General features: G+C 64.1%; 17 protein-coding genes. 6 read left to right on the top strand and 11 right to left on the bottom strand.

All coding sequences use genetic code 11. From position 1 onward, the window contains the following. Positions 1-275: 275 nt before the first annotated feature. The 3 genes from ACFHWW_RS02310 to dnaJ all read left to right on the top strand — a co-directional run bounded on the left by ACFHWW_RS02310 (position 276) and on the right by dnaJ (position 6,090). Positions 276-2,534: a transglycosylase domain-containing protein gene (locus ACFHWW_RS02310; protein WP_100669894.1), complete on the top strand. Its 2,259-nt coding sequence runs from the start codon at positions 276-278 to the stop codon at positions 2,532-2,534. Between the two features lie 216 nt (positions 2,535-2,750). Continuing rightward, positions 2,751-4,676: a molecular chaperone DnaK gene (gene dnaK, locus ACFHWW_RS02305; protein WP_018093811.1), complete on the top strand. Its 1,926-nt coding sequence runs from the start codon at positions 2,751-2,753 to the stop codon at positions 4,674-4,676. Positions 4,677-4,950: 274 nt separating this feature from the next. Next, positions 4,951-6,090: a molecular chaperone DnaJ gene (gene dnaJ, locus ACFHWW_RS02300; protein ID WP_018093812.1), complete on the top strand. Its 1,140-nt coding sequence runs from the start codon at positions 4,951-4,953 to the stop codon at positions 6,088-6,090. Between the two features lie 130 nt (positions 6,091-6,220). On the opposite strand, the gene ACFHWW_RS02295 is transcribed toward dnaJ, so the two are convergent. From ACFHWW_RS02295 to ACFHWW_RS02280, 4 genes are all read right to left on the bottom strand, one after another. Next, on the bottom strand, positions 6,221-7,105 hold the full coding sequence (locus ACFHWW_RS02295; RefSeq protein ID WP_379937166.1) for a DUF2182 domain-containing protein: 885 nt from the start codon (positions 7,103-7,105) through the stop codon (positions 6,221-6,223). Between the two features lie 4 nt (positions 7,106-7,109). Further along, the gene (locus ACFHWW_RS02290) at positions 7,110-7,745 is read right to left on the bottom strand and encodes a DUF1326 domain-containing protein (RefSeq protein WP_379937165.1); all 636 of its coding nucleotides are present in this window, start codon (positions 7,743-7,745) and stop codon (positions 7,110-7,112) included. A 114-nt stretch (positions 7,746-7,859) separates the two neighbouring features. Further along, positions 7,860-8,864: an inorganic phosphate transporter gene (locus tag ACFHWW_RS02285; RefSeq protein ID WP_018093815.1), complete on the bottom strand. Its 1,005-nt coding sequence runs from the start codon at positions 8,862-8,864 to the stop codon at positions 7,860-7,862. Further along, positions 8,864-9,508, bottom strand: a complete 645-nt coding sequence (locus ACFHWW_RS02280; protein WP_100669890.1) for a DUF47 domain-containing protein — start codon at positions 9,506-9,508, stop codon at positions 8,864-8,866. The genes ACFHWW_RS02285 and ACFHWW_RS02280 overlap by 1 nt, the downstream gene beginning before the upstream one ends. Before the next feature lie 233 nt (positions 9,509-9,741). Between ACFHWW_RS02280 and recF the strand changes: the two genes are divergently transcribed. Genes recF through ACFHWW_RS02265 form a run of 3 tightly spaced genes read left to right on the top strand, consistent with a single transcriptional unit; the run spans position 9,742 to position 12,147 of the window. Further along, positions 9,742-10,866: a DNA replication/repair protein RecF gene (gene recF, locus ACFHWW_RS02275; protein WP_379937164.1), complete on the top strand. Its 1,125-nt coding sequence runs from the start codon at positions 9,742-9,744 to the stop codon at positions 10,864-10,866. Positions 10,867-10,892: 26 nt separating this feature from the next. Further along, entirely contained in the window at positions 10,893-11,669 is a 777-nt protein-coding gene (locus ACFHWW_RS02270; protein ID WP_379937163.1) for a molybdopterin-synthase adenylyltransferase MoeB, read from the top strand. Between the two features lie 7 nt (positions 11,670-11,676). Beyond that, positions 11,677-12,147, top strand: coding sequence for a GNAT family N-acetyltransferase (locus ACFHWW_RS02265; RefSeq protein ID WP_379937162.1), 471 nt, complete (start codon positions 11,677-11,679; stop codon positions 12,145-12,147). 117 nt (positions 12,148-12,264) lie between these two features. Here ACFHWW_RS02265 and ACFHWW_RS02260 read toward each other — a convergent pair whose 3' ends face one another. From ACFHWW_RS02260 to ACFHWW_RS02230, 7 genes are all read right to left on the bottom strand, one after another. Next, positions 12,265-12,921 carry a TetR family transcriptional regulator gene (locus ACFHWW_RS02260; RefSeq protein WP_100669888.1) on the bottom strand — a complete coding sequence of 219 codons (657 nt, stop codon included), beginning with the start codon at positions 12,919-12,921 and terminating at the stop codon, positions 12,265-12,267. Between the two features lie 64 nt (positions 12,922-12,985). Continuing rightward, positions 12,986-16,132 carry a multidrug efflux RND transporter permease subunit gene (locus ACFHWW_RS02255; RefSeq protein ID WP_379937160.1) on the bottom strand — a complete coding sequence of 1,049 codons (3,147 nt, stop codon included), beginning with the start codon at positions 16,130-16,132 and terminating at the stop codon, positions 12,986-12,988. A gap of 10 nt (positions 16,133-16,142) precedes the next feature. Next, positions 16,143-17,561, bottom strand: coding sequence for an efflux RND transporter periplasmic adaptor subunit (locus ACFHWW_RS02250; RefSeq protein WP_379937159.1), 1,419 nt, complete (start codon positions 17,559-17,561; stop codon positions 16,143-16,145). 207 nt (positions 17,562-17,768) lie between these two features. After that, a complete protein-coding gene (locus tag ACFHWW_RS02245; protein WP_379937158.1) occupies positions 17,769-18,779 on the bottom strand; it encodes an ABC transporter ATP-binding protein in 1,011 nt (336 codons plus the stop codon). A gap of 16 nt (positions 18,780-18,795) precedes the next feature. Continuing rightward, on the bottom strand, positions 18,796-19,860 hold the full coding sequence (locus tag ACFHWW_RS02240; RefSeq protein ID WP_379937157.1) for a Gfo/Idh/MocA family protein: 1,065 nt from the start codon (positions 19,858-19,860) through the stop codon (positions 18,796-18,798). Beyond that, positions 19,857-20,696 carry a carbohydrate ABC transporter permease gene (locus ACFHWW_RS02235; RefSeq protein WP_018093825.1) on the bottom strand — a complete coding sequence of 280 codons (840 nt, stop codon included), beginning with the start codon at positions 20,694-20,696 and terminating at the stop codon, positions 19,857-19,859. Before ACFHWW_RS02235 ends, ACFHWW_RS02240 begins: the two co-directional genes overlap by 4 nt. A gap of 12 nt (positions 20,697-20,708) precedes the next feature. Continuing rightward, complete coding sequence (locus ACFHWW_RS02230; RefSeq protein ID WP_018093826.1) at positions 20,709-21,656, bottom strand: carbohydrate ABC transporter permease; 948 nt, start codon at positions 21,654-21,656, stop codon at positions 20,709-20,711. Positions 21,657-21,761 lie beyond the last annotated feature (105 nt).

The raw sequence follows: 21,761 nt of genomic DNA, 5'->3' as shown, positions 1-21,761 counted from the left end.
TGCGAATGTTGCATTGCAGCATTGCGCCGGATGCAAGGCGGCGTTCAGCCTTCCGAAGGTGAGGAACCAGGAGGCCGGGGGCCGATGCAAGGTTTTGAACAATCTGCCTTTTTCGCAAGAGAGCTCTTAACTCCCCCTTAAATTGCCGCATTTAAAGTACAACGCATCGGGACCAGCGGACGGGGTGGAGCCTACCGCACGACAACGGCACGGCCGGGATCGCCTGCGGGCGATGGGCACCGGTTTGGCCCCCAAAGGGGATATTTCCTTCCGGCATGGCGAGCGGCAAATCAGGACAGCGGATCGAGCCTTCCTTCGGCAGTAGCGACGACGGCGGCGACCTGCGCGTCGACGCGAGCGACCGCGTCTCGGGCGGCGGCAGCAAGCCGAAGCGCGCCAAGCCGCCCGAACGCGGTGCGAGGCGAGAAAAGCCCGGCAGGCGCGCCGGCGGGCGCGGCTCCGGAAGAAGCGGCTCCGGCGGCGGGTTCTTCGGCCTCGTCCGGCGGCTCGCCTATTGGTGCATCGTGCTCGGCATATGGGGCGCGATCGGCGTCGGCGGGCTCGTGCTCTATTACGGGGCGCGCATGCCGAGCGCCACGAGCTGGTCGATTCCCGAACGGCCGCCCAACGTCAAGATTCTCGCGGCGAATGGCGACATCATCGCCAACAGGGGCGCGACCGGCGGCGAGGCGGTCGCTCTCGAAGACATGTCGCCCTATATCCCGCAGGCCGTGATCGCCATCGAGGATCGCCGCTTTTATTCGCATTTCGGAGTCGATCCGCTGGGGCTGGCGCGCGCCATGCTCACGAACGTCATGAGCGGCCGCATGGTCCAGGGCGGCTCCACGCTCACCCAGCAGCTTGCCAAGAACCTGTTTCTCTCGCCGGAGCGGACGTTGGAGCGCAAGGTGCAGGAGGTGTTGCTCGCCTTTTGGCTGGAGCAGAAATACACCAAGGACCAGATCCTGGCGATGTATCTCAACCGCGTCTTCTTCGGGTCGAACGCCTATGGCGTCGAGGCGGCCTCCCGGCGTTACTTCAACAAGTCGGCGCGCGACGTCAACCTCGGCGAAGCGGCGCTGCTCGCAGGCCTTCTGAAAGCTCCCTCGCGGCTGTCGCCGGCCCGAGACCCCGAAGCGGCGGAGGAGCGCGCACAGCTCGTGCTCGGCGCAATGCGCGAGGAAGGCTTCATCAGCGACTCCGAGATCAAGACGGCGATGTCGCAGGCGCCGACACGGGCAAAGAGCTTCTGGTCCGGCGCCGAGCACTATGTCGCCGACATGGTGATGGACCAGCTCCCCGGCATGATCGGCGAAGTCACGCAAGACCTCGTCATCGATACGACCATCGACCTTGCGCTCGAGAAGAAGGCGGAAGAGGTGCTCGCCGAGAGGCTCGAGGCCGAGGGCGGCAAGCTCAACGCCTCCCAGGCGGCGCTCGTCTCGATCGACGGCACAGGCGCCATCCGCGCGCTCGTCGGCGGCAGGGACTATGCCGAAAGCCAGTTCGACCGCGCCTCCAAGGCGAAGCGCCAGCCGGGCTCGGCCTTCAAGCCCTTCGTCTACGCGGCGGCGCTCGAGATCGGCCGCACGCCGATGTCCGTGCGCAACGACGCGCCGGTCCGGATCGGCAACTGGACACCTGAAAACTATGATCAGAAATACCGCGGCGAGGTGACGCTCGCCGATGCGCTCGCCAATTCGCTGAACACCATCGCCGCCCAGCTCGTCATGGAGGTGGGGCCGCAGAACGTGGTCAAGCTCGCGCACCGGCTGGGCATAGATTCCGAGATGCAGGCCAATGCATCGATCGCGCTCGGCACGTCGGAAGTGACGCTGGTAGAGCTGACGTCCTCCTATGCGCCTTTCATGAATGGCGGCTTCAAGGCGACGCCGCACGTCATCCGGCGCATCTCCGCCGCCGACGGCACCGTGCTTTACGAAAACACCTACGACAATCCGCCGCGGGTGCTCGATCCGGCGATCGTCAGCGAAATGAACCGGATGATGGTGCGCGTGCTGACGGATGGCACCGGCAAAAAGGCGCGCCTGCCGGGCTGGGAGGCGGCCGGGAAGACCGGAACGACGCAGTCCTTCCGCGACGCCCTGTTCGTCGGCTACACCTCCAACCTCGCGACCGGCATCTGGTTCGGCAACGACGACGGAAAATTCATGAAGAAGGTCACCGGCGGCGGCCTTCCCGCCAGGGCCTGGCACGATTTCATGGTTGCGGCGCATGAGGGTCTTTCGCCGTCGCCGCTCTTCGGCACGACGGGCGTGCAGCCGGTCTTCGACGAGGGCGGCATCGCTGCTGCCGACGAAATGCCGGCCGAGGGTTTCGGCACGGGTAATCCCGACGTCTTTCCCGAGCGCCCGGCAGGCATGGACAGCGTCGAAAGCATGGACGGCATGGCCGCGGTCGATCAGGTCCGGCCTGCAGAACAAGCCGGAGGACCAGTCCCGCCGGCCGGCGTCGGAGAGACCACCGGTGGGACCCGCCGAACGACGCTGTTCGACCTGCTGACCGGCGGCTGAACCAGCGGCAGCGGGCCCCCGTCGGGTGTTTGTGGATGACGGCTTGCATTTGCCGTCGTTCCCCCCGCAGAATGCCTTGCAGTCCGAAACGCCGGTCCTTATATACGCCGCATCGATGCAGCCGCGGCTGCGATGAAAGACAAAGACCATCCCGTTAGGGGCTGTCCCACGAATGCCTGACCGGGTTCCGACAGTCCGCTGCAAGGAGAGAACGACATGGCTAAAGTTATTGGTATTGACCTGGGAACGACCAACTCCTGCGTCTCCGTCATGGACGGCAAGGACGCGAAGGTGATCGAGAATGCGGAGGGCGCGCGCACGACCCCCTCCATGGTGGCATTCACCGAAGACGGCGAACGTCTCGTCGGCCAGCCGGCCAAGCGCCAGGCGGTGACCAATCCCGAGAACACGCTTTTTGCGATCAAGCGCCTGATCGGCCGCACCTTCGAGGATCCCACCACCCAGAAGGATAAGGGGATGGTCCCCTACAAGATCGTCAAGGCAGACAATGGCGACGCCTGGGTCGAAGCCCATGGCACCAGCTACTCTCCGTCGCAGATCTCCGCGATGATCCTTCAGAAGATGAAGGAAACGGCCGAGTCCTATCTCGGTGAAAAGGTCGAAAAGGCCGTCATCACCGTTCCGGCCTACTTCAACGACGCACAGCGCCAGGCCACGAAGGATGCCGGCAAGATCGCCGGTCTCGACGTGCTGCGCATCATCAACGAGCCGACCGCAGCGGCCCTTGCCTACGGCCTCGACAAGAAGGAAGGCAAGACGATCGCCGTCTACGATCTTGGCGGCGGCACGTTCGACATCTCGGTCCTGGAAATCGGCGACGGCGTCTTCGAAGTGAAGTCGACCAACGGCGACACCTTCCTTGGCGGTGAAGACTTCGACATGCGCCTCGTCGAATATCTTGCCTCCGAGTTCAAGAAGGAGCAGGGCATCGACCTCAAGAACGATAAGCTCGCGCTGCAGCGCCTGAAGGAAGCTGCCGAAAAGGCGAAGATCGAACTCTCGTCCTCGCAGCAGACCGAAATCAACCTGCCGTTCATCACGGCGGACGCTTCCGGTCCGAAGCACCTGACGATGAAGCTGTCCCGCGCCAAATTCGAGAGCCTGGTCGAAGACCTGATCCAGAAGACCATCGCGCCCTGCAAGGCCGCGCTCAAGGATGCCGGCGTTTCGGCTGCCGAGATCGACGAAGTCGTTCTCGTCGGCGGCATGACCCGCATGCCGAAGGTTCAGGAAACGGTGAAGCAGCTTTTCGGCAAGGAACCGCACAAGGGTGTCAACCCGGATGAAGTGGTTGCCATGGGCGCCGCGATCCAGGCGGGCGTTCTGCAGGGCGACGTCAAGGACGTGCTGCTGCTGGACGTCACCCCGCTCTCGCTCGGTATCGAAACGCTCGGCGGCGTCTTCACCCGCCTGATCGAGCGCAACACGACGATCCCGACGAAGAAGAGCCAGGTCTTCTCGACGGCCGACGACAACCAGTCCGCCGTGACGATCCGCGTCTCGCAGGGCGAGCGTGAAATGGCGGCCGACAACAAGCTGCTCGGCCAGTTCGATCTCGTCGGCATTCCGCCGGCACCGCGCGGCGTGCCGCAAATCGAGGTCACGTTCGACATCGATGCGAACGGCATCGTCCAGGTGTCCGCCAAGGACAAGGGCACGGGCAAGGAGCACCAGATACGCATCCAGGCCTCGGGTGGCCTTTCCGACGCCGAGATCGAGAAGATGGTCAAGGATGCCGAAGCCAATGCGGAGGCCGACAAAAAGCGCCGCGAAGGCGTAGAGGCCAAGAACCAGGCCGAAAGCCTGATCCATTCTTCGGAGAAGTCGCTCCAGGAGCATGGCGACAAGGTTTCCGAGACGGACCGCAAGGCGATCGAGGATGCGATCGCAGCGCTCAAGAGCTCCGTCGAAGCTTCCGAGCCGGACGCCGAGGACATCAAGGCCAAGACCAATACCCTCATGGAAGTCTCCATGAAGCTCGGTCAGGCGATCTATGAGGCTCAGCAGACGGACGCCGCCCATGCGGATGCCGCCGCCGACGCCAAGCGCTCCGGCGATGACGTGGTCGACGCCGACTACGAGGAAGTCAAGGACGAAGACGACCGTAAGCGGTCGGCCTGACGGCTTCGCCTTTCGATGAACGGGCCCGGGAGCAATCCCGGGCTTTTTCATAGATGGTTGATGGGCTGCGGCCCCAGGCGTGGAAGCGAACCGACCCTGCGGAGGAAAGTGGCTGCGTAAACCGCCGTTTTCCGACAAAAAACGGCTTCCGCCCCGACTTGGCTATGGTATCGCGCTTAAAGGTTTACTAAATCCTGTGGCAAGATAATCAGGCAGCCGTCGGATCCTTCGCGCTGGCAAGCCCTGTCGCTGATAACAGGACGATCTTTGAAGCATGAAACGTGATCTTTACGAAACGCTTGGCGTTCAAAAAAACGCGGACGAAAAGGAGCTGAAGAGCGCCTTTCGCAAACTCGCGATGAAATATCACCCGGACAGGAATCCCGGCGACCAGGAATCGGAAAAGTCCTTCAAGGAAATCAACGAAGCCTATGAGACGCTGAAGGACCCGCAGAAACGCGCAGCCTATGACCGTTACGGCCATGCGGCCTTCGAGCAGGGCGGCATGGGCGGAGGCTTCGGCAACGGGTTCGCCGGCGGCGGAGCGCACGGCTTTTCCGATATTTTCGAGGACATCTTCGGCGAAATGATGGGTGGCCGTCAGCGCCGCTCGTCCGGGGGACGCGAGCGCGGCGCGGACCTGCGCTACAACATGGAGATTTCGCTCGAGGAGGCCTATTCCGGCAAGACGGCGCAGATCCGCGTGCCGACGTCGATCACCTGCGACGTCTGCACCGGCACGGGCGCCAAGCCCGGTACCAGTCCGAAGACCTGCGGCACCTGTCAGGGCACCGGCCGCGTCCGCGCGGCCCAGGGCTTCTTCTCGATCGAGCGGACCTGCCCGACCTGCGGCGGCCGTGGCCAGACGATCGCCGACCCCTGCACCAAATGCCACGGCCAGGGCCGCGTCGTGGAGGAGCGGACGCTCTCGGTCAACATTCCGGCCGGTATCGAGGACGGCACGCGCATCCGGCTTTCCGGCGAGGGTGAGGCCGGCCTTCGCGGCGGCCCAGCGGGCGACCTCTACATCTTCCTCTCGGTCAAGCCGCATGAGTTCTATCAGCGCGACGGCGCGGATCTCTATTGCGCCGTGCCGATCTCGATGACGACGGCGGCGCTCGGCGGCAAGTTCGACGTCACCACGCTCGACGGTACCAAATCGCGCGTCACCGTGCCGGAAGGCACGCAGGCCGGCAAGCAGTTCCGCCTCAAGGGCAAGGGCATGCCGGTGCTGCGCTCCAGCCAGACGGGCGATCTCTATATCCAGATTCAAATCGAGACGCCGCAGAAGCTCACCAAGCGCCAACGCGAGTTGCTGCAGGAATTCGAGCAGATCTCGTCCAAGGAGAACAATCCCGAATCGACGGGCTTCTTCTCGCGGATGAAGGATTTCTTCGATACGTTGAGCGATTGAGGTAACGTCTCGGACGTTGCGCCTTCCCCTATGCGGCCGCTTGGGAAGAGGCCCGGGACTGTGCGGCTTGTCCCTTCTCCGGTGAAACCGGGAGAAGGCGGCGGCGGTCCCCCTGCATGGCGCCATCCGCCTATATTGCAGCTGAAATCAATTGCCACAGGCCGGCGGCGATGAGCAGCGTGCCCGCAATACGGGAGAGGAGGCGGCCCGGGAAGAACACCTTCTCCGCCAGCACGAAGATGGCGATTGCCGCAATCCAGAGCACATTCATGATGCCGCCGACGAAAAGAAGCGTCATCAGCGCCCAGCAGCAGCCGATGCAATAGAGCCCGTGGCGCAAGCCCAGTCCGACGGCTCCCGCCGGGTCGCGGCGAAAGCCGCCGTGGCGCTGCAGGAAGACGATCGGCGTCTGACACTGGCTGAGGCAGGCATCCTTGAGCGGCGTCCATTGGTAAAGACCCGCGACGATCAACACGGCACCGCTGAAGATGCGACTGGCGCTTGCCAGCGCCGGCGACAGCAGGGTTCCCTCCATGAGCCATTGCCCAAGCGTCGCGGCAAGCGCAAATCCCACCCAGGCAAGGAGATAGCCGCCGGCGAAGAAACCGGTCGCCGCAAAGGGCTTGCCCTCTTTCCGGCTTTGCCGGCCGACCCGGGCATAGAGCAGGATCATCGGCGTTGCCGAAGGCAGCATCATGCCGACCATCATCACGACCCACATGGTCAGAGTGACGCCGGCCTCTACGGGACTCCAGGGACGCGGTGAAATGCCGAGGACGGTGCCGAGCGACGGGGCGTCGCCGGCGTCCATCTCCATGCCGTCCATCTCCATGGCAGGGTCCATCCGCATGTCCGCTCCCATGCCGGGACCGGACATGCTCATGCCGTCGCCGCTCATGGCTGCTGCCAGCCAAAGAGTGTATGTCCAGGCGATCACCGTCAATGCGGCGAGCGACGCTGCCACGATGACGCGATCCCGCCTGAGCAGGCTTTCAAGCGCGGTGTCGGTCGGCATGACGTCAGTGAACCACGCCGCTTCCGGTCATGTGCAGTCTGGCGAAGTGGGCGTGCGAATCCGCGAGCGAAACTGCCAGCGGCCCGCTCGTCTCGGCCCAGCCGCGCCCCACCTCGCAGCGGTCGTATTCGAAACCGTGCGGAAGGTTGATGCGGGCGTGGTGCTCCTCACCGGTCACCGGATTGACGATGGGCTCGCCGCGAGCCTCCATCCATCCCGGAATGTTGACGCGCGCCGAGCGCCTTTCGACGTCGATCTCGAAATCGATCGGCGCGAAAACCGGGTCGTGGAAGGTCTCGAAAGTCGTCGCGAACACCTGGAAGAAGGTGGCGCCGGGCTCGGTGTCCTGGCCGCTCATGATTCGCAGCAGCGCCTCACGCTGCTCGTCGGAGGCACGCTCGTCGATGATCGGAACCACCGCGCCCCTGCCCTCGTGAATGGCACCGGGCCAGGATACGATCATGCCGCACCTCAAGTCGTCGAGCCGGGTGTCGCCATGGTGTCCCTCGTCGATATCGACGACCCCGATCGCGCGGCAATGCCCCTCGGTAGGCAGTGCGTTGAACTGGCACGGGCAGCCATAGGCGCAGTTGCAATGGATGAATTCGCGGCCCTTGATCGTCCACTCGACGTCCGTCATCGTTTCCTCCCCAGATACGATGGAAGTTTCACTCTCCTCCGAATGCAATTCTATTAGATAGCGGGAATATACTCCCCGCCGACGGCAATGCCAACGGGGTGCCTGGCGAAAGCGTCAGGCGATGAGGTCCACGGCGAAATAGCAGAGCGCCGAGATCAACGCTGCCGCCGGCATGGTGATCACCCACGCGACGACGATGTTGCCGGCGAGCCCCCACCGCACCGCCGACACCCGCCTCGCCGCGCCGACGCCGATGATCGCGCCGGTGATCGTGTGGGTGGTCGAAACCGGAATGCCGAGCCAGGTCGCCGCGAACAGCGTGATGGCGCCGCCCGTCTCGGCGCAGAAGCCCTGCATCGGGTTGAGCTTGGTGATCTTCGAGCCCATCGTGTGGACGATCCTCCAACCGCCGAAGAGCGTGCCGAGCGCGATCGCCGCCTGGCAGGTGATGACCACCCAGAAGGGCACGTAGAATTCCGAGCCGAGATAGCCCTGCGAGAAGAGAAGCACGGCAATGATGCCCATGGTCTTCTGCGCATCGTTGCCGCCATGGCCGAGCGAATAGAGGGAAGCCGAAACGAATTGCAGCACCCGGAAGGTGCTGTCGACGGCGAAGGGCGTCTGGCGAACGAAAACCCAGGAGACGATCAGGATCAACAGCAGTGCCAGAACGAAGCCGATGCCCGGCGACATGACGATGGCGCCGGCGGTCTTCAGCAGTCCTTGCCAGACGATCGAGCTGAAACCGGTCTTGGCCAGCCCGGCACCGACGAGGCCGCCGATGAGCGCGTGCGAGGAACTCGACGGGATGCCGAAGACCCAGGTGACGATGTTCCAGGTGATTGCGCCCATCAGCGCCGCGAAGATCACCTGCGGCGTGACGATACCCGGATCGATGATGCCCGTTCCGAGCGTTTCGGCGACGTGCAGTCCGAAGAAGAGGAAGGCGATGAAGTTGAAGAACGCCGCCCAGAAAACCGCATATTGCGGCCGGAGCACGCGGGTCGAAACGATGGTCGCGATCGAATTGGCCGCATCGTGCAGCCCGTTGAGGAAGTCGAAGAAAAGCGCGACGGCAATGAGCCCCACGAGCAGCGGGAAGGCGAGCGTCGCATCCATCAGACGTTCTCGATCACGATGCCGCTGATTTCGTTCGCCACGTCCTCGAAGCGGTCGACGACCTTTTCCAGTTCGCCGTAGATCTCGCTGCCGATGATATAGGCCATGGGGTTGGAAGCGCCGTGGCGCTGGAAGAGATCCTTCAGGCCCTGCTCGTGGAGCTGGTCGGACCTATCCTCGACATGCGTCACCTCCTCGGCGATGGCGCCGAGGCGGTGGGCATTGGCGCCGATGCGACTGAGGAGCGGAATGGCCTCGGCGACCAGATGGGCGGCCTCGACGACCGCCGCGCCCATGGACTGCATGCCGGGGTCGAAGCTCTTCTGTTCATAGAGCCGGATCGTTTTCACCGTCTTGTGCATCATGTCGATCGCATCGTCCATCGACTGGATGAGATCCTTGATGTCGCCGCGGTCGAAGGGGGTGATGAAGCTGCGGCGGACGGCCAGCAGAACCTCGCGGGTGATCTCGTCGGCCTCGTTCTCGAGCGCGACGATGCGGTCGCAATGGCTTTCGATGTCAGGGCCGCCGGCAAGAAGCGCGTTCAGCGCCTCCGCCGCACCCATGACGGTGCGCGAATGGTCGGCGAAGAGGTCGAAGAAACGGTCTTCCCGGGGGAGGAGCTTGCGAAACAGGCCGAGCATCAGCGATCCATCCAACTGTCGATTGTCACGCAGTTGTCATATTGTACTTGCGCGCTCGGGGAAAGTTCCGATGCGGCCGAAAAAAAGGGCTTTCCCACAGGCGATTGGGCGGAAATGCGCAGCCCGGACACGGAATCGCCGCGGGCCGGAGAGAGGCAGACGGAACGCCCTTTCCGCCTTGCCTTGGCCCGGCTTTCATCCTACCTGACAGCAACGTCGAATTCGGACCCGCAATGCCCCACAAGGTCTTTCTCACACGTCTGAAACTGAGCGACTTCCGCAACTATGCAACGCTGGCGCTCGACCTCGACCAGCGCCATGTGGTGCTGACCGGCGAGAACGGCGCGGGCAAAACCAATCTGATGGAGGCGGTCTCCCTTCTTTCGCCCGGACGCGGCTTGAGGCGCGCTGCCTATGCCGATATCGCCCGCGTCGGCGCCGCCGATGGTTTCTCGATCTTCGCCGCCGTCGACGGCATGGAAGGGTCGGTGGAGATCGGCACGGGGACTCAAGGGGCCGAGGAGGGGCAATCACGCCGCCTCAGACTCAACGGCACTGCGGCCCGCACGGTCGACGAACTCACCGATCACCTCCGGGTGCTCTGGCTCACGCCGGCGATGGATGGCCTCTTCACCGGCCCTTCCGCCGACCGCAGGCGTTTTCTCGACCGGCTGGTACTGTCGCTCGATCCCGGGCACGGCCGGCGCGCCAGCGAGTTCGAGCGCGCCATGCGCAGCCGCAACCGGCTACTCTCGGAATTCCGACCCGATCCCGCCTGGCTGTCGGCCATCGAGCGCGAAATGGCCGGGCTCGGCATCTCCATGGCGCTCGCCCGTCAGGAGATGCTCGGCCTGCTCTCGGCCCTCGTCGAGCGAAGCCGGAGCGATGGGACCTTTCCGTCCGCAAGCCTGTCGCTCGCCGGCTTTCTCGACGACTGTGCAGGTATTCCCGCCTTTGAACTCGAAGAGCGTTATCTGGCAATGCTCGCCGAAGGCCGTGCCCGCGATGCGGCCGCCGGCCGCACGCTCGACGGGCCGCACCGCACCGATCTCCTGATCCGCCACCGGGAAAAGGACATGGAGGCAGAGCGCTGTTCGACCGGCGAGCAGAAGGCGCTGCTCGTCGGTCTGGTTCTCGCGCATGCACGGCTCGTCGGGGACATGACCGGCCACGCCCCGGTGTTGCTGCTCGACGAAATCGCCGCCCATCTCGACCGGGGACGCCGTGCCGCCCTCTTCGATCTGGTCGATGCGCTCGGCGGCCAGGCCTTCATGACGGGCACCGACCGGGCGATGTTCGACGCCCTTGGCGAGCGGGCTCAATATCTGGCCGTTGCAAACGGCCGCGTTTCCGGGTGACATAGAGCGCCGTCCGCGGAAATTAAATGGAGACGCATATGACGACCGATGCGACGCTCGCTCCTTCGGAGATTGCGCGCTACGCACGCCACATCGTGCTGCCGGAGATCGGCGGCCCGGGGCAGCAGAAACTCAAGGCCGCGCGCGTGCTCGTCATCGGCGCGGGCGGGCTCGGCGCGCCGGCTCTGCAATATCTCGCGGCCGCCGGTGTCGGCACGCTCGGGGTCGTCGACGATGACGTGGTCTCGTTGTCGAACCTGCAGCGTCAGGTGATCCACGCCACCGCAGATATCGGGCGGCCGAAGGTCGAGAGCGCCGCCGCGGCGATCGACGCCCTCAATCCGCATGTGAAGGTCATGACGCACGCGCTCAGGCTGGACGCCGAAAATGCAGATGCGCTCATGCGCCAATACGATCTCGTCGTCGACGGGTCGGATAATTACGATACGCGTTATCTCGCCGCCGATACGGCCGCGGCGGCAGGCGTGGCGCTCGTCACCGGTGCCGTCGGACGCTTCGACGGCTCGGTCACCGTGCTGAAGCCGTACGAGACCGATGCCGAGGGGCACCCGAACCCCTCCTACCGCGATCTCTTCCCGGAGCCGCCGCCGCCGGGCACCGTTCCAAGCTGCGCCGAAGCGGGCGTCCTGGGCGCGCTCACCGGCGTCATCGGCACGCTGCAGGCGATGGAAGCGATCAAGCTCGTCACCGGCATCGGCGAGCCGCTGGTCGGCCGTCTGCTGCTCTACGATGCGCTCGCCGCCCGGTTCGACACGATCCGCTATCGACGCGGCACGCGCTGAGGACGCGATGGAGACGGTTCGCATCGACGCCAGCTTCGATCGTTACGAGGAGTTGCTGTCGCTGATCCGTGCGTCCTTCGCCTATATGGACGGCCGCATCGATCCGCCCTCCTCGGCCCATGCGCTGACGGCGGCCTCCCTTAACCGGAAGGCAAGGGACGAGATCGCCTTCGCGGCCGTCGCCGGGCGTGACCTCCTGGGCTGCATCTTCTGCAAGCCGGAAGCGGACTGTCTCTATATCGGCAAACTCGCCGTCGCTCCCGGCTTCCAGGGAAAGGGAGTAGGGCGGATGCTCATCGCCGCCGCCGAGGAAACGGCGCGCGGTCTGGGCCTGCCTGTGCTGAGGCTTCAGACACGCATCGAACTCACCGGGAACCAGGCCGCTTTTGCGGCTTTGGGCTTCGTGGAGACGGCGCGAACCGCCCATCCAGGCTTCACCCGCCCGACCTCGGTCGATATGCGCAAAGTGCTCAGCTAGATCACGATGGTTTTGGGTCTGGTCGACCTAAAAGCACGACCGTGATCGGTTCCACGAAGTTGAGACGCGGGATGCGGGCGGAAACCGCACATGTTTTTCCTCATCCCGCTCTTTTCCTCATCCCGCTCCAGGGCCGAGGTGCGGGGAGGTATCGCCGCGCCCCGGCACCCGCCGGAAGCCCGCAAAGAGAGACTGGAGCGCTTCGCTCCCCTGGGCCACGAGGTCGAAGCGGCGGCCGAACAGCAGCCATTCGGTACAGAGCCCCATCATCATCCAGCGCAGGGCCCGCGCCGCGGTCGGTGGCGCCCAGTGCTCCTGCAACTGACCCCTTTCCAGTGCCCGGGCGAAGGCAAGCTCCAGAAGGGCATCGTGGCGCTCCTCGATCTCGCGCTGGCGCACGAGAACGGCGGACATGTCATTGTCGTAGTCGCAGCGCAGCATGATCGCGAGAATGCGCTGCCGCTGCTCGTCCGCGGCCAGGGTCGTCAACCAGTCGCTGGTCGCGCTCTCGACGATGGCGAGCGTGTCGAAGGCTTCCGTTTCGATCTCGCGTGCGATCATGTCTTCGTGAGGCAGCGGCACGGCCTCGTAAAGGGCGAGGAAGAGATCTGTCTTGTTGGCGAAATGCCAGTAGATGGCGCCGCGGGTGACGCCTGCCTCCTTCGCCACTTCCTCGAGCGTCGTATTGGGAACGCCCTTCTTGTAGAACATCCGCTCGGCGGCACACAGGATCTTCTGTCTTGTAGCCTCGGCGTCGGCCTTGGTTCGGCGCATCTATTCAAATTCTCCTTCGGCGACGGCCCGCCCGCCGCCGTAGGCGGGCGGGCCGTCTTCGATTTTATTCGGCCGGGCTGGCGGTTTCGGATGCTGACTTGGCCGCCTCCGGCGCCGCTCTTCCGCGTTCGAAGATCTTCATCACGAACACGAAGAAGACCGGGACGAAGAAGATCGCCAGCACCGTCGCCGAGATCATGCCGCCCATGACTCCCGTGCCGATGGCGCGCTGGCTGCCGGAACTTGCGCCCGTCGCGATCGCCAGCGGCAGGACGCCGAGGGTGAAGGCGAGCGAGGTCATCAGGATCGGCCGGAAGCGCAGATGCGCAGCCTCCAGTGTCGAGTCGATGAGCGACTTGCCCTGTTCGCGGAGTTCCTTGGCGAACTCGATGATCAGGATCGCGTTCTTCGCCGAAAGCCCGATGATCGCGATCAGGCCGACCTTGAAGTACACATCGTTCGGCATGTCGCGCATCGTCACGGCAAGCACGGCGCCGATGACGCCGAGCGGCACGACCATGATGACCGAGACCGGAATGGACCAGCTCTCATAGAGTGCGGCCAGGCACAGGAAGACGAGCAGGCAGGAGAGCGCAATCAGGAGCGGCGCCTGCGAGCCCGACTGGATTTCCTGCAGCGACTGCCCCGTCCACTCGTAGCCGAAGCCCGCGGGAAGGTGGGCCACCAGGCGCTCCATCTCGGCGATCGCATCGCCGGAGGAGTAGCCGGGAGCGGCCTCGCCGCTGATGCGGACCGCCGGATAACCGTTATAGCCCACCGTTTGCGTCGGCGCCTTGACCCATTCCACATCCGCAAAGGCCGAAAGCGGAACCATGCCGCCATTGGAGTTGCGGACGTTCAAGTTCAGGAGATCCGCCGTCTGCATGCGCTTCGTCTCGTCCGCCTGCACCGTCACGCGCTGCATGCGGCCGGCATTCGGGAAGTCGTTGACATAGGACGAGCCGAGATTGGTCGAGATGGTCGAGTTGATGTCGGCAAAGGTCACGCCGAAGGTATTGGCCTTCTCGCGGTCGATATTGACGCTGACCTGCGCCGCATCGGGCATGCCCTCGAAGCGGACCCCGGTCAGGACCTTGCTCTGGGAGGCGAGGCCGAGCAGCTGATCGCGCGCTTGCGCCAGCGCCTCTTGACCGAGACCCGCACGGTCCTGCAGGCGGAAAGAAAACCCGCCGGTCGTCCCGAGGCCCTGGATCGCCGGAGGCGACAGAGCGAAGCTGATCGCATCCTTGATCTGACTCATGGCCATCGTGGCGCGGCCGGCGATCGACTGGGCGGAGTTGTCAGCATCGCGCTCGCTCCAGTCCTTGAGCGTCACGAATGCGAGCCCCGCATTCTGCCCGCTGCCGAAAAAGGAGAAGCCGTTGATCGCCACGATCGTGTCGACCGCCTTTTCCTGGCCGAAGATGGTCTCGGTCTGCTCGATCACCTCCGTGGTGCGGTTTGCAGTCGCTTCCGAAGGCAATTGCATCATCACGATGACGAAGCCCTGGTCCTCGTCCGGCAGAAAGGACGAAGGAAGCTGGAGAAAGGCCCAGCCGAGGCCGGCAAGCAGCGCTAGATAGATGACCATGAAGCGGCCGGTCCGCCAGACGATGCCTCCGACGGCGCGCGTGTAGCCGTGCGACGTCCGGTCGAAACCGCGATTGAACCAGCCGAAGAAGCCGCGCTTGGCGTGATGGTGACCCTTCGGAACCTGCTTGAGGAAGCTTGCGCAAAGCGCCGGCGTCAGCGAGAGCGCAAGCAGCGCCGAGAACAGGATCGAGACGACCATGGTAAGACTGAACTGGCGATAGATCACGCCGACGGCGCCCGGGAAGAAGGCCATCGGGATGAACACCGAAGCCAGCACCAGGGTGATGCCGATCACCGCACCGGTGATCTGCTTCATCGCCTTGCGGGTTGCATCCTTCGGAGTGAGCCCTTCTTCCGACATGATGCGCTCGACGTTCTCGACCACGATGATCGCATCGTCGACGAGAATGCCGATCGCCAGCACCATGCCGAACATCGTCAGCACATTGATCGAGAAGCCCATCGCCAGCATGACGGCGCAGGTGCCGAGCAGGGCGACCGGCACGACGATGGTGGGAATGATCGTGTAGCGGACGTTCTGCAGGAAGAGGAACATTACCAGGAAGACGAGGCCGACGGCCTCGACGAGGGTGTGCAGCACCTTCTCAATCGACACCGCGACGAAGGGCGAGGTGTCATAGGGGACCGAATATTCGAGCCCTTCCGGGAAGAACTCCGCCAGCTCGTCCATGCGCGCCTTGATCGCTGCCGAGGTCGACATCGCGTTGCCGCTCGGAGAAAGCTGCACGGCGATGGCCGCCGAGGGGCTGCCGTTGAGGCGGGTGGAGAAGGTGTAGCTTTCGCCGCCGATCTCGAGGCGCGCGACGTCGCGCAGCCGCACGGCGGAGCCGTCGGCATTCGCCCTGAGCACGATGGCACCGAATTCCTCCGGGCTCGAAAGCTGACCCTTGATGACGACCGGAGCGGTGACCTGCTGCGTGATCGGATTCGGCTGGGCGCCGATCGAGCCCGAGGCGATCTGGGCGTTCTGAGCCTGGATCGCTGCCGTGACGTCGGCCGCCGTCAGGTTGAGGCCGAGCATCTTGTCGGGATCGAGCCAGACGCGCATCGAGCGCTCGGTCGCAAAGAGCTGGGCGCGTCCGACGCCGGGCACGCGCTGGATTTCGCTGAGCACGTTGCGGCTGAGATAGTCGCCAAGCCCGATCGCGTCCATCGAACCGTCGGTCGAAGTCAGCGAGATGATCAGCAGGAAGCCGGCGCCGGCCTCGTCCACCTGCACGCCCTGCTGCCTGACGGGATCGGGCAGGCGCGGTTCGACGCGCTGCACCCGGTTCTGAATGTCGACCGAGGCCTGGCTTGGATCGGTGCCCGGCTGGAAGGTGGCGTCGATCGAGACCGAGCCGGAGGAGCTGGTCGACGATTCGAAGTAAAGCAGCCCCTCGACGCCGTTCAGCTCATCCTCGATCAGCCGCGTGACGCTCTGATAGGTGTCCTGCGACGAGGCGCCGGGATAGTTGGTATTGATCGATATCTGCGGCGGTGCGACATCCGGATACTGCGAAACCGGCAGGAGCGGAATAGCGATGATGCCGGCGATCATGATGAAGATCGCCACCACCCAGGCAAAGATCGGCCTGTCTATGAAAAAACTGGGCATGATATCGGTCTCACTTCACTTCGGTGCCGGGCTTTTCGCCGGCATCGGCCGAAGCGCTGGCCTGTTCGGGCGCGGGCTTTGCATTCGGGTCCCAGTCGGAGGGCTGCACGGGCGCGCCCGGGCCGACTTTCTGGAAACCCTCGACTATGACCTTTTCGCCGGGTTTCAGGCCGGAGGTCACCTGCCAGCGCTCGCCGACGGTGCGTCCGAGCGTGACGTTGCGGAATTCAACCTTGTTGTCGGCATTCACGACATAGACCTGCGACTGCCCGGCATTGTTGCGCTGCACCGCCTGCTGCGGGACGGTGATCGCGTCCTTTTCCAAACCCTGCTGGATCTGGACGCGGACATACATGCCCGGCAGCAGATCGTTGTTCGGGTTGGGGAATTCGCCGCGCAGCGTCACCTGGCCCGTGGTCGCGTCGACGGCGGCTTCGGAGAAGAGCAGCCTGCCCTTGAGGGCGTAGGGCGTCCCGTCGTCGAGGATCAGTTGAACCTCGGCCTCGTTGTTGGCGCTCATCCACTGGCCGTCCTTGAGCGCTTTGCGCAGGCGGATCAGATCCGTCGCCGACTGGGTGAAATCGGCGTAGATCGGGTCGAGCTGCTGGATCATTGCAAGGTTCTGGGTGTCGTTGGTGTTGACGAGCGCGCCTTCGGTGATCAGCGCCCGGCCGATCCGGCCGCTGATCGGAGCGGTGACGTTCGTATATTGCAGATTGAGCTTGGCCTCGGCGAGCCCTGCCTCGGCAATGCCGACATCGGCCTCGGCCTGGGCGAGGGCCGCGATCGCATCGTCGTACTGCTGCACGGCGGTGACCTGCGCCTCCTTCAGGCGCGACTGGCGGTCGGCCGTCCGCTTGGCCTGATCGACCACCGCCTGAGCGCGCTTCAGCGTCGCCGCGGCGCTGTCCACCTTGACCTGGAACGGTGCCGGGTCGATGCGGTAGAGCACGTCGCCTTCCTTGACCATGGTGCCCTGCTCGAACACGCGCTCGACGACGATGCCGGAGATGCGCGGGCGGACCTCGGCGATGCGGGTGGCGGTGATGCGGCCGGGCAGTTCGTTGGTGATCGGCAGCGGTTCCGCCTTCGTCGTGAAGACGGCGACCGGCGACGGCGGAGGGGCGGCAGCCGCTGCCTGCTGTTCTTCATTCTTCTGGCAGCCCGCGAGAAAAATCACGGATGCCAGCGCGGCGGCCAATATCGGTCGGTTCATGCGCATCGCAATGTCCATATTGTCAAAGGACCGGCCGCAGTCGCGGCGTTTCGCAAGCGCTGCGCGGTCCAAAAGTGAGGTGAAGCGGAGCCGGTATCGGCGTGGAAAATACCGGAAAGCTAATATACAGACGCCAATGTATGTTAATTTCTGCCGCAGTGCAACAGAGTTTCGACGCGCCGGACGGGGAGGCAAAAAAGGGAAGAGCCGCAACGGTTTCGGCGTTGCGGCTCGCGGTGATCACGCAGGTGTGATTCGGGCCGAAGCTGTTTCAGAGTGCAAATCGTCCCGTCATCCGGCTGCCGCGACCTTCTCCCCGCCGGCGGGGAGAAGGAAGACACGGGGACCGCCTGCGCCACGATGCCACGGCCCGCGTGCGGAGGGTTAGGGTGAGGGGCAATCATACCGGCACTTCGTCTCTCACTGACCGGACTTGATCACGCGCCCGTCCGCATCGAAGCGGTGCATGCTGCCGATTACCGGCGTCGCGTGGACGATGTCGTCGGCGGCATAGCGGTGTTCGCCGAAGAGGCGCACCGTCAGCAGGCCGACCGCCTCCGATTCGATATAGATGATCGTGTCGGCGCCAAGATGCTCGACATGGATCACCTTGCCCTTCCAGTCCCCGCTTTCACGGGAGAGGCCGATATGCTCCGGACGGATACCGATCGTCTTTGCCTCTCCGTCGCCGAGCTTTGCGGCTTCGATGAAATTCATCTGCGGCGAGCCGATGAAGCCGGCGACGAAAAGGTTGGCCGGGCGATTGTAGAGCTCCATCGGCGAGCCGACCTGCTCGATCCGGCCGGCATTCAGCACGACGATCTTGTCGGCAAGCGTCATCGCCTCGACCTGATCGTGGGTCACGTAGATCATCGTCGCCTTGAGGCTGCGGTGAAGGCGGGCGATCTCGAGCCGCGTGTTGACGCGCAGCGCCGCGTCGAGGTTCGACAGCGGCTCGTCGAAAAGGAAGAGCTTCGGCTCGCGCACGATCGCGCGGCCGATCGCCACGCGCTGACGCTGGCCGCCGGAAAGCTCGGCCGGACGGCGGGCGAGATAGGGTTCGAGCGACAGCATGCCGGCCGCCTTGGCGACCTTTTCTTCGATCTCCGCCTTCGGCACACCTGCCTGCTTCAGCCCCAGGCCCATATTGTCCTTGACGGTCAGGTGCGGATAGAGCGCGTAGGACTGAAACACCATGGCGATGCCGCGCTTGGCCGGCGCCACATGGCCGACCTCGACGCCGTCGATCTGAACGCTGCCCGAGGTCGCGTCCTCGAGGCCGGCGATAGTGCGCAGAAGCGTCGACTTTCCGCAGCCGGACGGACCGACGAAGATGACGAACTCGCCGTCCTTCACGTCCAGGTCGATGCCCTTCAGCACCTCATGACTGCCGAAGGCCTTGCGGATGGTTTTGAGTTGAAGTGATCCCACGTGTCGCCCTCTTGGGTTAAAGCTCGACCGGCTTGCCGGTGCGCACACTCTCGTCGGCGGCGAGGCAGATCTTCAGCGACTGCACCGCATCGTCCATGTGCCGGCCGAGATCGATGTCTTCTCGGATGGCCTTGAGCACGAAGGCCTGCTCGCGGTCGCAAAGCTCCTGGTGGCCGGGCTCGCCCTCCATCACCAGGTCCTCGTCGGATTTCAGGAACCGTCCGTCGGGTCCGGTCGCGGCGCTGTGCACGCGGATGACGGAGGTTTTCGTGTGCACGTCGATGTCGTCCGACTTGGCGTTCTGATCCATGACGATCGACACGGAGCCGTTCGGAGACATCACGTCCTTCACGAAAAAGGCCGTCTCGGAGATCATCGGCCCCCAACCCGCCTCGTACCAGCCCACAGAGCCGTCCTCGAAGATCACCTGCAGATGCCCGTAATTGTACATATCCGCGGCGATCTCGTTCGAGAGCCTCAAGCCCATGCCGCGCACCTCGACGGGCCTGGCATCGGTGATCTGGCACATGACGTCGACATAGTGGACGCCGCAATCGACGATCGGCGGTGTCGTCTGCATCAGCGACTTGTGCGTCATCCAGGTCGGGCCGCTCGACTGCTGGTTCAGGTTCATGCGGAAGACAAAGGGCCCTCCGAGCTTGCGGGCTTCCGCGATCAGCCGCATCCAGGACGGGTGGTGGCGCAGGATATAGCCGACGACCAGCTTGCGGCCGTTGGCCCGGGCGCAGGCGACGACGCGCTCGGCGTCGGCGACCGTCGTTGCCAGCGGCTTCTCCACGAAGACGTGGGCTCCCGCCTCCATCGCCATCACCGCATAGCCCGCATGCGTGTCGGAATAGGTGTTGATCGAGCAGAGCTCGGGCTTCAGCGCGGCCAGCGCCTCCGGGAACGACGGCAGGATCTCGTATCCTGCCAGAGCCCCGGGCAGCGCCACCTTCGATCGGTTGACCAGCCCGGCGATCTCGAAGCCGGGGTTCTGATGATAGGCGAGCGCGTGGCTGCGGCCCATATTGCCGAGCCCGGCGCTGAGCACGCGGATCGGGGGTGCGGATGAATTCACTTGACTGCTCCTGCCGTGATGCCGCGGATCAGCTGCCGCGAGAAGATGACGTAAAGGACGAGGACCGGGAAGATCGCCAGCGACAGCGCCGAGAGGACGGCGTTCCAGTTGGTGACGAACTGGCCGATGAAGATCTGCGAGCCGAGGGTGACGGTCTTGGTCGCCTCGGCGGGCGCGAGGATCAGGGGGAACCAGAGATCGTTCCAGATGGGGATCATGGTGAAGACGGCGACCGTCGCCATGGCCGGGCGGATGAGCGGCAGCACCAGCCGCAGGAAGATCGCATATTCCGACAGGCCGTCGATGCGTCCGGCATTCTTCAGGTCGTCGGATACGGTGCGCATGAACTCGGACAGAATGAATACCGCCAACGGCAGGCCTTGCGCCGTATAGACGAGGATCAGCGCGGTCAGCGTATTGACGAGACCAGTCGCCACCATGCCCTGCAGGATCGCCACCGTTCCGAGCCGGATCGGGATCATGATGCCAAGCGCCAGATAGAGTCCCATCAGCGTATTGCCGCGGAAGCGGTATTCGGAAAGCGCGAAGGCGGCCATGGCGCCGAACAGCAGGACGAGCGTGATCGAGACCACGGTGACGATGATGCTGTTCTGGAAATAGCCGATGAAGTCACCCTGCTTCAGCACCGTTTCGTAGCCGATCAGGCTGAAGGTCTCGGGTGTCGGGATCGCCAGGGGCTCCCGGAAGATCGCGTTGCGGCTCTTGAACGAGTTTACGATCGTCAGGAACACCGGAAAGAGTGCAACGAGCGTATAGGCGATCAGGGCCGCGTGAACGGCGCCCATGCGCACGAAGGAGGCGCGTGCTTTCGACATCTTCTATCCTCCTTAGAACTGATAGCGGCGCATGCGGCGCTGTATGCCGAAGAGATAGAGCGCGACGCCGGCGAGAATGATCAGGAACATGATTGCGGCGATCGTCGCGCCCATCGAACGGTCGCCGAGCTGAAGCTGGAAACCGAAGAAGGTGCGATAGAGCAGGGTGCCCAGAATGTCGGTCGACTTATCCGGGCCGGCAAGCGCGCCCTGCACCGTATAGATCAGGTCGAAGGCGTTGAAATTGCCGACGAAGGTGAGGATCGACACGATGCCGATGGCAGGCAGGATCAGCGGAAGCTTGATCTTCCAGAACTGGCTCCAGCCGGTGACGCCGTCGAGCTCCGCCGCCTCTGTCACCTCGTCTGGAATGTTGAGGAGCGCCGCATAGATCAGCATCATCGGGATGCCGATATATTGCCAGACGGAAATGAGCGAAACGGCGATAAGCGCGGTGTCGGGCTTGCCGAGCCAGGGCCCGAACAGCGATCGCAGGCCGACCGTGTCGAGAAGATAGGGGGCGACGCCCCAGATCGGCGACAGGATCAGCTTCCAGATGAAACCGACGATGACGAAGGAGAGCAGCGTCGGCAGAAAGATCGCCGTGCGGTAGAAGGCGCCGAAGCGCAGCTTCGGGACGGACAGCATGGCGGCGAGCGCGATGCCGATCGGGTTCTGCACGGCCATGTGGATCAGGAAAAAGACGAAATTGTTCTTGAGCGCGTTCCAGAAATCCGCCGCCCAACGCGGGTCGCCGAACAGAACCTTGAAATTGCCCAGGCCCACGAAGGTCAACTGGCCGTCAACCGTGTTGTAGAAGGACTGGCGCAGCGTCTCGAAGAGCGGAAGGATCATCACCGCCGTGTAGACGACGAGCGCCGGCAGCAGAAAGACGAGGATGTGCCAGCGCCGCGGGCGCCTGATCTCGGTGACGTCGGTCGTGATTTCACGTGGGTTCATCGGCCTCTGGCCCGTTCTCAAACCGGCTGGCCATAAGGGCGCAGCCTCGATTTCTTTCGAAATGCGGCGCGGCTTCCTGCCTTGCACCGTGCTTCCGTCAGGCGT

Source organism: Sinorhizobium sp. P24N7, from assembly GCF_042436655.1.
Taxonomy (GTDB): Bacteria; Pseudomonadota; Alphaproteobacteria; order Rhizobiales; family Rhizobiaceae; genus Sinorhizobium; species Sinorhizobium meliloti_A.
This window is presented reverse-complemented; position numbering and strand designations above follow the sequence as displayed.